The sequence below is a fragment of the Micromonospora sp. NBRC 110037 genome (genome assembly GCF_001652995.1).
In the GTDB taxonomy this organism is placed as follows: Bacteria; Actinomycetota; Actinomycetes; order Mycobacteriales; family Micromonosporaceae; genus Micromonospora; species Micromonospora chalcea.
Window position 1 is genome coordinate 15309 of record NZ_BBVA01000014.1, and the last position, 13944, is coordinate 29252.

At 73.7% G+C, this 13944-nt stretch carries 15 protein-coding genes; 4 read left to right on the forward strand and 11 right to left on the reverse strand.

What is annotated here, in order from left to right:
• Positions 1–60 precede the first annotated feature (60 nt).
• From era to A4R25_RS28490, 7 genes are all read right to left on the reverse strand, one after another.
• Positions 61–957: a GTPase Era gene (gene era / locus A4R25_RS28460; protein ID WP_064448689.1), complete on the reverse strand. Its 897-nt coding sequence runs from the start codon at positions 955–957 to the stop codon at positions 61–63.
• On the reverse strand, positions 954–1340 hold the full coding sequence (locus A4R25_RS28465) for a hypothetical protein (protein ID WP_030503128.1): 387 nt from the start codon (positions 1338–1340) through the stop codon (positions 954–956). Before A4R25_RS28465 ends, era begins: the two co-directional genes overlap by 4 nt.
• Positions 1333–2742, reverse strand: a complete 1410-nt coding sequence (locus tag A4R25_RS28470) for a hemolysin family protein (RefSeq protein WP_181373794.1) — start codon at positions 2740–2742, stop codon at positions 1333–1335. The genes A4R25_RS28465 and A4R25_RS28470 overlap by 8 nt, the downstream gene beginning before the upstream one ends.
• Positions 2718–3191: an rRNA maturation RNase YbeY gene (ybeY, locus tag A4R25_RS28475; protein WP_030503126.1), complete on the reverse strand. Its 474-nt coding sequence runs from the start codon at positions 3189–3191 to the stop codon at positions 2718–2720. The genes A4R25_RS28470 and ybeY overlap by 25 nt, the downstream gene beginning before the upstream one ends.
• Positions 3192–3229: 38 nt before the next feature.
• The gene (locus tag A4R25_RS28480) at positions 3230–4288 is read right to left on the reverse strand and encodes a PhoH family protein (RefSeq protein ID WP_030503125.1); all 1059 of its coding nucleotides are present in this window, start codon (positions 4286–4288) and stop codon (positions 3230–3232) included.
• A gap of 134 nt (positions 4289–4422) precedes the next feature.
• Entirely contained in the window at positions 4423–5799 is a 1377-nt protein-coding gene (locus A4R25_RS28485; RefSeq protein WP_043329013.1) for a serine hydrolase, read from the reverse strand.
• Complete coding sequence (locus A4R25_RS28490; RefSeq protein ID WP_013475524.1) at positions 5796–6140, reverse strand: histidine triad nucleotide-binding protein; 345 nt, start codon at positions 6138–6140, stop codon at positions 5796–5798. Before A4R25_RS28490 ends, A4R25_RS28485 begins: the two co-directional genes overlap by 4 nt.
• A gap of 93 nt (positions 6141–6233) precedes the next feature.
• Between A4R25_RS28490 and A4R25_RS28495 the strand changes: the two genes are divergently transcribed.
• The gene (locus A4R25_RS28495; RefSeq protein WP_064448690.1) at positions 6234–6995 is read left to right on the forward strand and encodes an SDR family NAD(P)-dependent oxidoreductase; all 762 of its coding nucleotides are present in this window, start codon (positions 6234–6236) and stop codon (positions 6993–6995) included.
• A 15-nt stretch (positions 6996–7010) separates the two neighbouring features.
• On the opposite strand, the gene A4R25_RS28500 is transcribed toward A4R25_RS28495, so the two are convergent.
• The 3 genes from A4R25_RS28500 to hrcA form a co-directional block, all read right to left on the reverse strand.
• Positions 7011–7745 carry a 16S rRNA (uracil(1498)-N(3))-methyltransferase gene (locus tag A4R25_RS28500; RefSeq protein WP_064448691.1) on the reverse strand — a complete coding sequence of 245 codons (735 nt, stop codon included), beginning with the start codon at positions 7743–7745 and terminating at the stop codon, positions 7011–7013.
• A 1-nt stretch (position 7746) separates the two neighbouring features.
• Entirely contained in the window at positions 7747–8892 is a 1146-nt protein-coding gene (gene dnaJ, locus A4R25_RS28505) for a molecular chaperone DnaJ (protein WP_176722776.1), read from the reverse strand.
• Between the two features lie 73 nt (positions 8893–8965).
• Positions 8966–9988, reverse strand: a complete 1023-nt coding sequence (gene hrcA / locus A4R25_RS28510; RefSeq protein ID WP_030503120.1) for a heat-inducible transcriptional repressor HrcA — start codon at positions 9986–9988, stop codon at positions 8966–8968.
• Positions 9989–10221: 233 nt separating this feature from the next.
• Here hrcA and A4R25_RS30910 point away from each other — a divergent pair, with 233 nt between their 5' ends.
• Positions 10222–10866 carry a DUF4870 domain-containing protein gene (locus A4R25_RS30910; protein ID WP_082931180.1) on the forward strand — a complete coding sequence of 215 codons (645 nt, stop codon included), beginning with the start codon at positions 10222–10224 and terminating at the stop codon, positions 10864–10866.
• Positions 10867–10905: 39 nt separating this feature from the next.
• Here A4R25_RS30910 and hemW read toward each other — a convergent pair whose 3' ends face one another.
• Positions 10906–12129, reverse strand: a complete 1224-nt coding sequence (hemW, locus tag A4R25_RS28520; protein WP_176722777.1) for a radical SAM family heme chaperone HemW — start codon at positions 12127–12129, stop codon at positions 10906–10908.
• A 19-nt stretch (positions 12130–12148) separates the two neighbouring features.
• Here hemW and A4R25_RS28525 point away from each other — a divergent pair, with 19 nt between their 5' ends.
• Together A4R25_RS28525 and A4R25_RS28530 are read left to right on the forward strand one after the other, a co-directional pair.
• The gene (locus A4R25_RS28525) at positions 12149–12934 is read left to right on the forward strand and encodes an enoyl-CoA hydratase-related protein (protein WP_043331020.1); all 786 of its coding nucleotides are present in this window, start codon (positions 12149–12151) and stop codon (positions 12932–12934) included.
• Positions 12935–13083: 149 nt separating this feature from the next.
• The gene (locus A4R25_RS28530) at positions 13084–13944 is read left to right on the forward strand and encodes a hypothetical protein (RefSeq protein WP_030503116.1); all 861 of its coding nucleotides are present in this window, start codon (positions 13084–13086) and stop codon (positions 13942–13944) included.

Here is a 13944-nt window from a genome sequence, read left to right on the forward strand (position 1 = left end):
GATGTCCCATAGGCCTGACTGATCCTGATCACCCGTCGCCGAGCACGCCCGGCCGAGGGCTCAGAAGCCGAGCTTGCGCAGCTGCTTCGGGTCGCGCTGCCAGTCCTTCGCCACCCGTACGTGCAGGTCGAGGTAGACCCGGGTGCCGAGCAGCTCCTCGATCTGCCGCCGGGCGGTGGTGCCGACGTGCTTGAGGCGGCTGCCCCGGTGGCCGATGACGATGGCCTTCTGGCTCGACCGCTCGACGTACACGTCGGCGTAGATCTTGGTGAGGTTGCCCTCCGGGATCATCTCCTCGACCACCACCGCGATGGAGTGCGGCAGCTCGTCGCGTACGCCCTCCAGCGCCGCCTCGCGGACCAGCTCCGCCACCAGGACCTGCTCCGGGTCGTCGGTGAGCATGTCGTCCGGGTAGAGCTGCGGCGAGGGCGGCAGGTAGCCGGTCATCACGTCGACGAGCGTGTCGACCTGGTGCCCGGAGACGGCACTGACCGGCACCACGGCGGCGAACTCGCCCAGCTCGCTGACCGCGAGCAACTGCTCGGCCAGCCGCTTCTTGTCCACCAGGTCGGTCTTCGTCACCACCGCCAGCACGGTGGCCTTCAGGCTGGCCAGCTCGCCGGTGATGAAGCGGTCGCCCCGGCCGACCGGCTCGTTCGCCGGCACGCACAGGCCGATCACGTCGACCTCGCTCCACGTCTCCCGGACCAGGTCGTTGAGGCGCTCCCCCAGCAGCGTGCGGGGGCGGTGCAGGCCCGGGGTGTCGACAAGCACGAGCTGCGAGTCCGGCCGGTGCAGCACCGCCCGGATGATGTGCCGGGTGGTCTGCGGCTTGTTCGAGGTGATCGCGATCTTGGTGCCGACGATCGCGTTCGTGAGCGTCGACTTGCCGGCGTTCGGCCGCCCGACGAAACAGGCGAAACCGGCCCGGTAGGGACGCGCCTCAGGCGTGGTCACTCGACCACCGTGCCGAGCACGGCGCCGTCCGGCGCGGCCACGTGGATCGGCGCGTCGGCGGACAGGTCACGCACCGCCGCGTGCCCCGCCCCGTCCAGCGTCGACGCCTCGGTCACCACCACCGCGGCCTCCAGCCGGCTCGCGCCCGCCGCCACCGCCGAAGCGACAGCCAGCTGGAGCGCGGTGAGCGTCAACGACGGCAGCGCAACGCTCGCCGCCGCGTACGTCCGGCCGTCCTGGTCGCGGACCGCGGCGCCCTCCACTGCCGCCACCCGGCCCCGCGCGCCCCGGGCCAGCACGACGAGCTTGGCGTCCTCGGCGCTCAGCTCGGCCGGATCGGCCGGGGTGGGCAGGGCGGCGGGCACGGCGGGTGTCTCAGGCATCGGCGGATTGCCTCTCCTCGGAACGGTTGTTGTCGCCACGGGAATCGGGCGGGTCGTTTCGGTTCGCGCCCTCCGGCGCGTCGCCCCGGTCGACGCGGCTCACCAGAACCGTGTCGATCCGGTTGCGCCGGCCGGTGGTGCCCTCGGCCATCAGCCGCAGGCCGGCCACCTCGGCCTCGGCGCCCGGGATGGGCACCCGGCCGAGCGCCTGCGCCAGCAGGCCACCGACCGTCTCCACCTCGTCGGTGGGCAGCTCGGTGTCGAACAGCTCGCCCAGATTCTCCACCGGCAGCCGCGCGGTCACCCGCACGGCCCCGTCCGGCAGATGCTCGACCGGCGGGCGCTCGACATCGTACTCGTCGGTGATCTCCCCGACGATCTCCTCCAGGATGTCCTCGATGGTGACCAGCCCGCCGGTGCCGCCGTACTCGTCCACGACGATGACCAGGTGGTTGCGGGCCGCCTGCATCTCCGAGAGCAGGTCGTCCACCGGCTTGGACTCCGGCACGAACGTGGCCGGGCGCATCAGCTCGGCCACCGGCATCTGCCGGGCCGCCTGGTCGCCCTGCACCCGCCGGATCAGGTCCTTGAGGTAGAGCACGCCGAGCACGTCGTCGACGTTCTCGCCGATCACCGGGATGCGGCTGAACCCGGAGCGCAGGAACAACGCCAGCGCCTGGGCGAGCGTCTTGCGCTCCTCGATCCACACCATCTCGGTACGCGGCACCATCACCTCGCGCGCGATGGTGTCGCCGAGCGCGAAGACCGAGTGGATCATCTGGCGCTCGCCGTGCTCCACCACGCCGCGCTGCTCGGCCAGGTCGACCAGCTCCCGCAGCTCCACCTGGGTCGCGAACGGCCCCTCGCGGAAGCCCTTGCCCGGGGTGACCGCGTTGCCGATCAGGATCAGCAGCGACGCCAGCGGGTTGAGCGCGCGGCCCAGCCAGCGCACCAGCGGCGCGACCGCCCGGCCGACCGCGTACGCGTGCTGGCGGCCGATCGTGCGCGGCCCGACCCCGACCACCACGAAGCTCACCACCGTCATCGCGCCGGCGGTCACCAGCGCCGCCCGCCAGCCCGCGCCGAACGTGTCCACAGCCACCAGCGCGACCAGCGTGGTGGCGGTCAGCTCGGCCAGCAGCCGCAGCAGGAGCAGCAGGTTCAGATGGCGGACCACGTCACCGGCGACCACCTGCAGGGCCCGCCCGCCGCGCGCCCCGTCCCGGGTCAGCTCCGCGGCGCGGGCCGGGGAGACCGCTGCGAGCGCCGCCTCGGTCATCGCGATCAGGCCGGCGAGGACAACCAGCCCGGCGGCGAAGACCAGGAGTTGAAGATCGGGCAGGCCGGCGGGCGCGCGGACCGCCGCCAAGGTGTCCATCACCGCGACCGGGTCGACCGCCAGCTGGCCAGCAGCCGGGCCTGGAGACCGAACATCTCCCGCTCCTCCTCGGGCTCGGCGTGGTCGTAGCCCAGCAGGTGCAGCACGCCGTGCACGGTGAGCAGGTGCAGCTCGTCGGCCGCCGAGTGCCCGGCCACGGCGGCCTGCTTGGCCGCCACCTCCGGACAGAGCACGATGTCGCCGAGCAGGGCCGGCTCACCGCCGGCCGGGGCGCTCTCGCCCGGGCCGTGGTCGACGCTGCCCTCGTCCATGGGGAAGGCGAGCACGTCGGTCGGGCCGTCGCCGCCCATCCAGCGGTGGTTCAGCTCCGACATGTACTCGATGTCGACGAGCAGCACGGACAGCTCGGCGAGGGGGTTGACCCCCATCTCGTCGAGGGCGTGCCGCGCGACGGCGAGCACGGCGTCGGTGTCGACCTCGACACCCGACTCGTTGGCGATCTCGATGGACAACTGTCTTCCTCTGATGGTGTGACGGCTTGCGCCGGTGGTCAGCGGCGCCGGCCGGCCCGGCCGCCCTGGGCGGTCCGCCCGGGTACGGCGTGCACGCTCTGGGCCTGCTGGTTCTCCCGCTCGGCGTCCCAGCGGGCGTACGCGTCGACGATCTCACCCACCAGCTTGTGGCGGACCACGTCGGAGCTGGAGAGCTGGGCGAAGTGCACGTCCTCGACGTTGTTCAGGATCTCCCGGACCACGCGCAGGCCGCTGGTCGTCCCGCCGGGAAGGTCCACCTGGGTGACGTCACCGGTGACGACGATCTTGGAGCCGAAGCCGAGCCGGGTGAGGAACATCTTCATCTGCTCGGGCGTGGTGTTCTGCGCCTCGTCCAGGATGATGAACGCGTCATTAAGCGTGCGGCCCCTCATGTATGCCAGCGGCGCGACCTCGATCGTTCCGGCGGCCATCAGCTTCGGGATGGTCTCCGGGTCGAGCATGTCGTGCAGCGCGTCGTAGAGCGGGCGCAGGTAGGGGTCGATCTTCTCGTTCAGGGTGCCGGGCAGGAAGCCCAGCCGCTCCCCCGCCTCGACCGCCGGGCGGGTCAGGATGATCCGGTTGACCTGCTTGGCCTGCAGCGCCTGCACTGCCTTCGCCATCGCGAGGTAGGTCTTGCCGGTGCCGGCCGGGCCGATCCCGAAGACGATGGTGTGCGCGTCGATCGCGTCGACGTACTTCTTCTGCCCGAGCGTCTTGGGACGGATGGTGCGGCCGCGCCGGGAGAGGATGTTGAGCGTCAGAACCTCGGCGGGCCGCTCGGCGCCGCCCTGCTCGAGCATGCCGACGGTACGCCGTACCGCGTCTGTGGTCAGGGTCTCGCCTTTCTCGATCAGTTCGAGCAGCTCACTGAAGAGACGCTCGGCGAGGGCGTTGTCGGCGGGCGCGCCGGTGATGGTGATCTCGTTGCCGCGCACGTGGACGTCGCTGTTGACCGAACGCTCGACGAGTCGCAGGATCTCGTCGCCCGCGCCGAGCAGGTTCACCATGATCTTCTGGTCTCCGACCGTGATCCTGGTCTGCACGCGCGGCGTGCCGGGAGGTGGGGTGCCGGTCATAGGTCGGGCCGTCGGGCCCTGCGCCACCTGCTCTCCGCTTCTCTGTGCCGGGCCCTGCTGGCGCGGCGTACGGTTACCTCCCATCGTATCGGGTCGGCACCGCGCACACCGCGCCCATTTCCGGCGCTCGGCGATCAGTCACCGGCGCGGAAGTCGTACCCGTCGAAGGTCTCCTGGCGGCGGGTGAAGCGGTAGGTCGCCCAGTGCATCCGGACCACCACGCCGTGCTCGTCGCGCGTGAGCCGCAGCAGCTCCCCCACCTCGCGGCCGGAGACCGTGCGGAACACGTCCGGCCGGTCCGGCAGCGGCGCGAACACCGCCGGCGGCTTCCCGGCCGGGTCGTCCGCGCCCCGGGCCCGCAGCGTCCCGTCGTGCCAGGAGAAGACGTACTCGAAGCCCTCGCCCCACCAGCGGCCCAGCATGCCGCGCAGGTGCGCCGGCGCGGGCGGGCCGGGACGCCACGGCTCGATCTCCGCCGGGTCGTGCTCGGCGGCGGCGGCGAGCAGCCGGTGCGCCAGGTCGAACACCTCCACGCCGGCGCCGGACGAGCCGAGCACCGCGGCGCCCATCGCCCCGGCGGTGCCCTGCCCGCCGCGCCGCCCGTAGACGGCGGCGAGGAATCCGGGCATCGCGCCGTCGTGCCCCACGTGGGTCACCCGCTCGGGCTGCGGCACCAGGATCAGCCCGAGGCCGAAGCCGGCCGTCCAGACCGACTCGTCGGTGGTGGTGAGCGGCCAGCGCATCTCCTCGACGGTGGCCGCGGCGAGCACCGCGCCGTCCGGGTCGAGCGCCGCCGGGTCGGCCAGGAAGGCGGCCCAGCGGGCCATGTCCGGCGCGGTGCTCCAGAGCTGGGCTGCGGGGGCCACCGCGCCGAAGTCGGCCGGTGGCTCCGGGTGGGCCTCGTCGGAGTACGCGTCGACCAGGAACCCGGTCGCGGCACGCTCGGTCGGGGCCGGACCGGTGGCGGTCAGCCCGAGCGGGGCGAGGACCCGGTCGGCCAGCACCTCGGCCCAGGTCCCGCCGCGCAGCCGGGCCACCATCTCGCCCAGGAGGGCCATGCCGAGGTTGGAGTAGTGGAAGCGCCGCCCGGTGGGCAGCACCCGCTCGACCCGGGCCAGGTCGGCCAGCAGCTCCTCGACGGCCGGGGCGCGCAGGCTGTCCCACACGTCGCCGTGGGGCTCGCGTTGCAGGCCGGCGGTGTGCGACAGCAGCCGGCGTACGGTCAGCTCGCCGTGCGCCGGCAGGTCGAGGTGCCGCCCGACCGGGTCGTCCAGGTCGAGCAGGCCGTCGTCGCGGCACTGCATGACGAGTACCGCGGTGAACGTCTTGGTGACCGAGCCGATCCGGAACACCGTCTCCGGCCCCAGCGGGGTGTCGTTGCCGGTGTCGCCCACGGCGCAGGTCCAGAGCGGCCGGTCGGCGCGGTGCAGGGCGGCCGACACCGCCGGGATCCGCCCGGTGGCCTGGGCCTGGCGCACCATCCGGCCGAGCCGGTCCGAGACGTCGGTCATCGGCAGAGCATCGGGCCGAGCGGCGCGCCGCCGAGCAGGTGGGCGTGCACGTGGAAGACCTCCTGGCCGCCGTACGGGCCGGTGTTGAACATCAGCCGGAACCCGTCCACGGTCAGGCCCTCCTCCTCTGCCACCACGGCGGCGGTCTGGAGCACCTCACCGGCCAGTTCGGGCGCGCCCTGGGCCAGCGTGGCCACGTCGGCGTAGTGCTCCTTCGGGATCACCAGCACGTGCGTGGGCGCCTTCGGGTCGATGTCCCGGAAGGCCAGGGTGGTGGCGGTCTCGCGGACGATGGTGGCGGGAATCTCCCCGGCGACGATCCGGCAGAAGAGGCAGTCCATCGCAGCAGTGTAAGGAAGGGCCCCCGCTTAACGCCTCCGGCATGGGAAGGGGCCCTTCTTAACACCCCGGGCCGGTGCGGCAGGATGGCCGCCATGGCGGGACGGGCGGTGCTGGTGACGGGGGCCTCGCGGGGCATCGGGCGGGCGGTGGCGCGAGCGTTCGCCGCAGGTGGGGACCGGGTGGCGATCCACCACCGGGACTCCGCCGAGCTGGCGGAGCGGCTGCGCGCCGAGCTGCCCGGCGACGGGCACGTGGTGGTGCGCGCCGACCTGGCCGACCCCGACGCGGTACGCGCCATGGTGGACGAGGCGGCCCAGCGGCTCGGTGGCCTCGACGTGCTGGTGAACAACGCCGGTGTGTTCGGGCCGGCCGATCCCCCGCACCCGGTCTTCGAGAGCAGCTACGAGCAGTGGCGGACGCGGTGGCGGGAGGTGCTCGACACCAACCTGGTCGGCGCGGCGAACGCGGCCTGGTGCGCCGCGCAGCACATGCGCGACAGTGGGGGCCGGATCGTCAACGTCTCGTCCCGGGGCGCGTTCCGGGGCGAGCCGGCCAACCCGGCGTACGGGGCCAGCAAGGCCGGGATGAACGCGATGGCCCAGTCGCTGGCGGTGGCCCTGGCGCCGTACGGCATCGGGGTGGCCTGCGTGGCGCCCGGCTTCGTCGAGACGGACATGACCAACGAGCACCTGAAGGCAGAGCGGGGCGAGGCGGTACGCGCGCAGTCCCCGTTCCACCGGGTGGCGCGTCCGGAGGAGATCGCGGCGGCGGTGCACTGGCTGGCGAGCCCCGAGGCCGAGTGGGCGGCGGGAACGATCATCGACCTGAACGGCGCTTCCTACCTCCGCTCCTGACCCACCCCTCCCCCGCTACCAGTGGGTCAGGCGGGTGGCCAGGACTGTCAGGGCTGCCACGCCTGCTGTGGACGTACGCAGCACCGACGGGCCCAGGCGGACCGTGCGGGCGCCCGCCTCGGCGAACGTGGCCAGCTCGTGGTCGGCGATGCCGCCCTCCGGGCCGACCACCAGGACGATCTCCCCGGCCGTCGGCAGGTCGACTGTGGTCAGCCGGTCCTGCGCGCCCTCGTGCAGCACGAACGCGGCGGCCGCGCCGGCGATCCGGCGGGCCACCGTGGCGGTGGACTCGTCCGGGGCGCCGGCCACCACCGGCAGCCACGGGCGGCGGGCCTGCTTGGCCGCCTCCCGGGCGGTGGCCACCCACTTCTGCCGGGCCCGTACGCCCCGGTCGCCGCGCCACTGCGCCACCGAGCGGGACGCCGCCCACGGCACGATCTCGTCCACCCCGACCTCGGTCATCGCCTGCACGGCGAGTTCACCCCGGTCGCCCTTGGCGATGCCCTGCACCACGACGAGCCGCGGGACGGGCGCGTCCGCGTACCCCCGGCTGGTGACGCGCAGGTCGAGCGTGCCCCGGCCGACGGCGGTGACCACCGCGGCGGCGGTGCCGCCCCGGCCGTCGGCGAGCAGCAGCTCCTCACCGGCCCGCAGCCGCTGCACGGTGGCCGCGTGGTGGCCCTCCGGGCCGTCCAGCGTCAGCGTGTCACCGGTGGGCAGCGCCTCGACCAGGAACAGCGGGGCGGACACCTCAGGCGTGCCCGTTGAAGGCGTCGCGCATCCGGGAGAAGAAGCCGCCCTGCTTGGTCAGCTCGGCGACCTCCTCGCCGCGGGTCTTGGCGAAGTCGCGCAGCATCCGCTCCTGGTCGGCGTCGAGCTTGGTCGGGGTACGCACGTCCAGGTGCACGTAGAGGTCACCCCGGCCGGTGCCGCGCAGGTGCGGTACGCCCCGGGCGCGCAGCCGCAGCGTGCTGCCGGGCTGGGTGCCGGGCTTGACGTCGACGGTCTCCTCGCTGTCCAGCGTCTTGATGGTCAGCCGGGTGCCGAGCGCGGCGGCGGTCATCGGCACCGTCACCCGGCAGTGCAGGTCGTCGCCCTTGCGGGAGTAGACGTCGTGCGGCCGCTCGTGGATCTCCACGTAGAGGTCGCCGGCGGTGCCGCCGCCCGGGCCGACCTCGCCCTGCTGGGCCAGGCGGATCCGCATGCCGTCCTCGACGCCGGCCGGGATCTTGACGGTCAGCGAGCGGCGGGTACGCACCCGGCCCTCACCGGCGCAGGTCGGGCAGGCATGCGGGATGGTGGTGCCGTAGCCCTGGCAGACGGTGCACGGCCGGGCGGAGACCACCTGGCCGAGGAACGTGCGCTGCACCGACTGCACCTCGCCCCGGCCGGCGCACGCCTCGCAGGTGGCCAGGTGGGTACCGGCTGCGGTGCCGGCGCCGGAGCAGGTGGTGCAGAGCACCGCGGTGTCGACGGTGATCGGCGCCTCGACGCCGAACGCGGTCTCGTTGAGGTCCAGTTCCAGGCGCAGGATCGCGTCCGCGCCGGGCCGGGTGCGCGGCCGGGGTCCCCGGCTGCCGCCCGCCGCGCCGCCGAAGAACGCGTCCATGATGTCCTGGAAACCGACGAACGGACCGGCGCCGCCGGGCCCGCCCGGGCCGCCCATGCCACCGCCGCCGGGGGCGAGCGGGTCGCCGCCGAGGTCGACGATCTGCCGTTTCCGGTCGTCCGAGAGGACCTCGTACGCGGCGTTGATGTCCTTGAACTTCTCCTGGGCCTCCGGGTCCGGATTGACGTCCGGGTGGTACTGCCGCGCCAGCTTGCGGTAGGCGCGCTTGATCTCGTCGTCGGAGGCTTCCCGGCTCACGCCGAGAATGCCGTAGTAGTCCCTGGCCACTGCGTTAGGTGTCCTCATGTTCGTCTCGCGTCGCTCCGGTCGTCGGCCGCAACCGGCCGTCGGCCCTGACTGGTCAGTTCTGGGCCAGCAGTTCGCCCACGTAGCGTGCCACGGCCCTCACCATGGCGATATTGCCGGGGTAGTCCATCCGGGTCGGCCCGAGCACGCCGAGCCCACCGACGATGGTGCTGCCCGGTCCGTAGCCGGTGCTGACCACCGAGGCGGCCCGCAGGTTGTCGAACTCGTTCTCGTCGCCGATCAGCACGCGGGTGGTGCTCGGCTCGGTCTCGCCGATCAGTTTGAGCAGCACTACCTCTTCTTCGAGCGCCTCCAGGATCGGCCGCAGCGAGCCCTGGAAGTCGAGCAGGCCGCCCCGGGTGAGGTTGGCCTGGCCGGCCAGCGCGAGGCGCTCCTCGTGCCGTTCCACGAGCGTCTCCAGCAGCACCGTGGACAGCGTGGTCATGGCCGGGCGCAGGTGCGGCGCGGACTCGTCCACCAGGGCCTGCACCAGCGGCGGCGTCTCGGAGAGCTGGCTGCCGACGAGCTTCTCGTTCACCAGCCGGCGCAGGTCGGTCACGTCGTCGGCGGGAACCGGGGCGGGCAGCTCGACGAGCCGCTGCTCGACCCGGCCGGTGTCGGCGATCATGACGACCATCAGCCGGGTGGTGGAGATCGGCACGAGTTCCAGGTGACGCACCTTGGACCGGGCCAGGCTCGGGTACTGCACCACGGCGACCTGCCGGGTGAGCTGGGCGAGCAGCCGGACCGTGCGGTGCACCACGTCGTCCAGGTCGACCGCGCCGACCAGGAAGCGCTCGATGGCGCGGCGCTCGGCGGGGCTGAGCGGCTTGACCCGGGAGAGCCGGTCCACGAAGAGGCGGTAGCCGCGGTCGGTGGGCACCCGGCCGGCGCTGGTGTGCGGCTGCCGGATGTAGCCCTCCTCCTCCAGCACCGCCATGTCGTTGCGCACCGTCGCCGGGGAGACGCCGAGCTGGTGCCGCTCGACCAGGGCCTTGCTGCCCACCGGCTCCTGCGTGGCGACGTAGTCCTCGACGATCGCGCGCAGCACGGCGAGTTTGCGGTCGTCGAGACCCATGTCCCCACCTCCTGACACACCTCGGCCGGGCCGGCACGCGGCATCCGCCGGGCGGCTGGCACTCGACTGTAGCGAGTGCCAGTCTACGTCGGCACCCCCACCGACGCGATGATCGCCTGACGGACCTGCGGTGCGGCCCACCACACCACGCGGCACGCCAGGGCCGAACAGCCGGTCACGCTCGGTCTGTGTCGCCCTGGTGCGACTTGCCCGCTGGCCCTACCGTGACCTCCATGACTGAACCTCCTCGCCCTCCCGGAGCAGGGGACTCCGGCCCCCAGCCCGACCCGTCGGCGCCCTACGGCTCCGGCGAGCCGCCCACCGCTCCACTGTCCGGCGCGCCGGGCGCGGGCGGGTATCCCCCGCCCGGTGACTATCCGCCCCCGGGCGGCTACCCGCCCCCCGGTGCCCAGCCTCCGCCGGGCGGCTACCCGCCCCCTGGTGGTTACCCCCCGCCGGCCGGCGCGCCGGGCTACGGCGCCGGTGGCGGCTATCCCGGCGGTGGCGGCTACGGCCCGGCCGGGTACGCCAACAACGACGAGAAGACCTGGGCCCTGGTGGCGCACTTCGGTGGCGCCGCGGGCGTCATCATCGGTGGCGGTCTGCTCGGCTGGGTCGCCCCGCTGATCGCGATGATGACCCGCGGCCAGCAGTCGCCGACCGTACGCGCCCACGCGGTCGCGGCGCTGAACTTCCAGATCACCTGGACCATCGCCAGCGTCCTCGCCTGGGTGATCACGGTCATCACCTGCGGGATCCTGTTCTTCGTCCCGATGCTGGTCTGGCTGGTGCCGCTGATCTTCGGGATCATCGGCGGGGTCAAGGCCAACGAGGGTGTGCTCTACCGCTACCCGATGACCTACAACTTCGTGAAGTGACACCGCCGGCCGGCCGAGGGGGCGGCCGGCCGGCGTCGGTCACGGCAGCAGGTCGCGTACCACCGCGTCGGCCAGCAGCCGTCCGCGCAGCGTCAGCACCACAAGCCCCCGCGCGTACGCCCCGGCGTCGAGCAGCCCGGCGTCCCGGGCCCGCTCGGCGCCCGCCCGGCCGGGCTCGTCCAGCACGTCCAGCGGCAGCCCGGAGGCGAGCCGCACCCGCAGCATCACGTCCTCCATGTGCTGCTCGTCCGCGCTGAGCACCTCCCGGGCCAGTGCCGGCGAGGCGCCCTCGGCCAGCCGCGCCGCGTACGCGCTCGGGTGCTTGACGTTCCACCAGCGCACGCCGCCGACGTGGCTGTGCGCCCCCGGGCCCAGGCCCCACCAGTCGGCGCCGGTCCAGTAGAGCAGGTTGTGCCGGCACGCCGCCGCCGCCGAGCGGGCCCAGTTCGACACCTCGTACCAGGAGAAGCCGGCCGCGCCGAGCGCCGCCTCCGCGGCCAGGTAGCGGTCCGCCGCCACGTCGTCGGAGGGGTACGGCAGCTCGCCCCGGCGCATCCGCGCGGCCAGCCGGGTGCCGTCCTCCACGATCAGGGCGTACGCGCTGACGTGGTCCACCCCGGCGTCGACCACCTGGGCCAGCGAGGCAGCGAAGTCGTCTGCCGTCTCGCCCGGCGTGCCGTAGATCAGGTCCAGGTTCACGTGCTCGAACCCGGCGTCGCGCGCCTCCAGCGCGGCGGCGGTGGCCCGGCCCGCGCTGTGCCGCCGGTCCAGCACCGCGAGCACCCCGGGCGCGGCGGACTGCATGCCCAGCGAGATCCGGGTGTAGCCGGCCGCCCGCAGCGTCTTGAGCGACTCCGGGGTCACCGACTCCGGGTTGGCCTCGGTGGTCACCTCCGCGTCGGCGGCCAGCCCCCAGACGCGGTCGATGCCGTCGAGGATCCGGGCCAGGTCGTCGGCGGGCAGCAGGGTCGGCGTGCCGCCGCCGACGAAGACGGTGTCGACCCGCTGCGGCGGCGAGTCGCCCAGCACCCGGGCGGCCAGCGCCAGCTCGGCCAGCACCGAGTCGGCGTACGTCTCCCGGCTCGCCCCGCCGCCCAGCTCGGAGGCGGTGTACGTGTTGAAGTCGCAGTAACCGCACCGGCTGGCGCAGAACGGCACGTGGACGTACACGCCGAAGCCGCGCGCGCCGACGGCGCGACGGGCGGTGGCGGGCAGCGATCCGTCGCGCGGGACGGGTTCGCCTTCTGGAAGGACGCCGGGCATGGCCACTAGTGTGCCCGGCATGACCTCTCCGGACGCTCTCGTGCGAGTCGCCACGGCCCGTGGGGTGACCACCCTCACCCTGGACAGCCCGCACAACCGCAACGCGCTCTCCACGCCCCTGATGACCCAGCTGCTGGCCGGGCTGGCCGACGCGGTCGCCGACGACGCGGTACGCGCGATCGTGCTCGACCACACCGGCCCGGTCTTCTGCTCCGGCGCCGACCTGAAGGAGACCGCCGCCGCGTACGCCAGTGGCACGGTGCCCGCCGGGATGCTCGGCGACGTGCTGGTGGCGGTGCGGGAGTGCCCGAAGCCGGTGGTCGCGAAGGTCGCCGGGCCGGCCCGGGCCGGCGGGCTGGGCCTGATCGCCGCCGCCGACCTGGCGGTCTGCGCGCAGGAGGCGACGTTCGCGTTCACCGAGGTGCGGATCGGCGTGATCCCGGCGGTGATCTCGGCGACCGTGCTGCCCCGGCTGGACCAGCGGGCCGCCGCCGAGCTGTACCTGACCGGCGACACGTTCGACGGCCGCCGCGCCGCCGAGGTCGGCCTGGTCACCGCCGCGGTGCCGGCCGGCGAGCTGGACGCCGCCGTCGAGCGTTACTGCGCCTCGCTGGTCAGGGGCGCGCCGGGGGCGCTGGCCGGGGCGAAGGAGCTGCTGCGCCGGCCCGCCGCGACGGACCTGCGGGCCGAGATCGCCGAGTTGGCGGCGCTGTCCACCGGGTACTTCCTCTCGGACGAGGGGCGTGAGGGCGTCATGGCGTTCCGGGAGAAGCGTCCCGCCGCCTGGGTGCCCGCCGGAGACTGAGGTACGCGGCGGGGCCCGGCTGGTCACCTTCGGTGGTGGCGGGCCCCGCCCGGCGGCACGGCGCCGGTCACGTGGTGGCGGGACGGCCACTCGGACGAGACGCGGCGGCGCGGGGCCGACGTACGCTTGTCGGACTGTCGGGACAGGGGGTGCGGGTGCGGACGCGAGCGGCGATCGTGGCATCTGGTGTTGCGGTGTGCGTACTGGCGCTGCTCGCGGTCTATGTCGTGACCAAGCAGTTCGGCGAGCACCTGCGGCTCCCCCTGGCCAGCCGGACCTGCACGGTGCAGGCCGACGGCGAGGTGGTGCTCGGCGCCGACCAGATGGCGAACGCGGCGACCATCGCGGCCATCGGCATGCAGCGCCGGATGCCCGAGCGGGCGGTGGTGGTGGCGCTGGCGACCGCGTACCAGGAGTCGCACCTGCGCAACATCGCGCACGGCGACCGCGACTCGCTCGGCCTGTTCCAGCAGCGCCCGAGCCAGGGCTGGGGCACCCCGGAGCAGGTCCAGGACCCGCGGTACGCGGCGAACAAGTTCTACGCCGCGCTGAAGAAGGTCAAGGGCTGGGAGCGGATGCGGGTCACCGACGCCGCCCAGCGGGTGCAGCGGTCGGCCTTCCCCGAGGCGTACGAGAAGTGGGCCGACGAGTCGGAGGTCCTGACCCGCGCGTTGCTCGGCCACGCGACCGGCGCGGTGGCCTGCACGGTGAGTTCGCCGCCGACGATGCGCGGGCCGGCCGCCGCCAGCGCCGTGCTGGAGAGCCTGTCGCTGGACTGGGGGCTGCCCCGGCTGGCCACGGCGACGGACCTGACCGCGCTCACCGTGCCGGCGGGCGACGACCGCAACGGCTGGCGGTACGCGCACTGGCTGGTCTCGCACGCCGACGACCACGGCGTGAAGAAGGTCCGCTTCGGCAACCTGGAGTGGACCGCCGAGCAGGGCTCCTGGGCCCGGGTGAAGGGCGACCCGGCCACCGAGGTACGCGCCGAGGTGTTCGCCGCGGCCTGA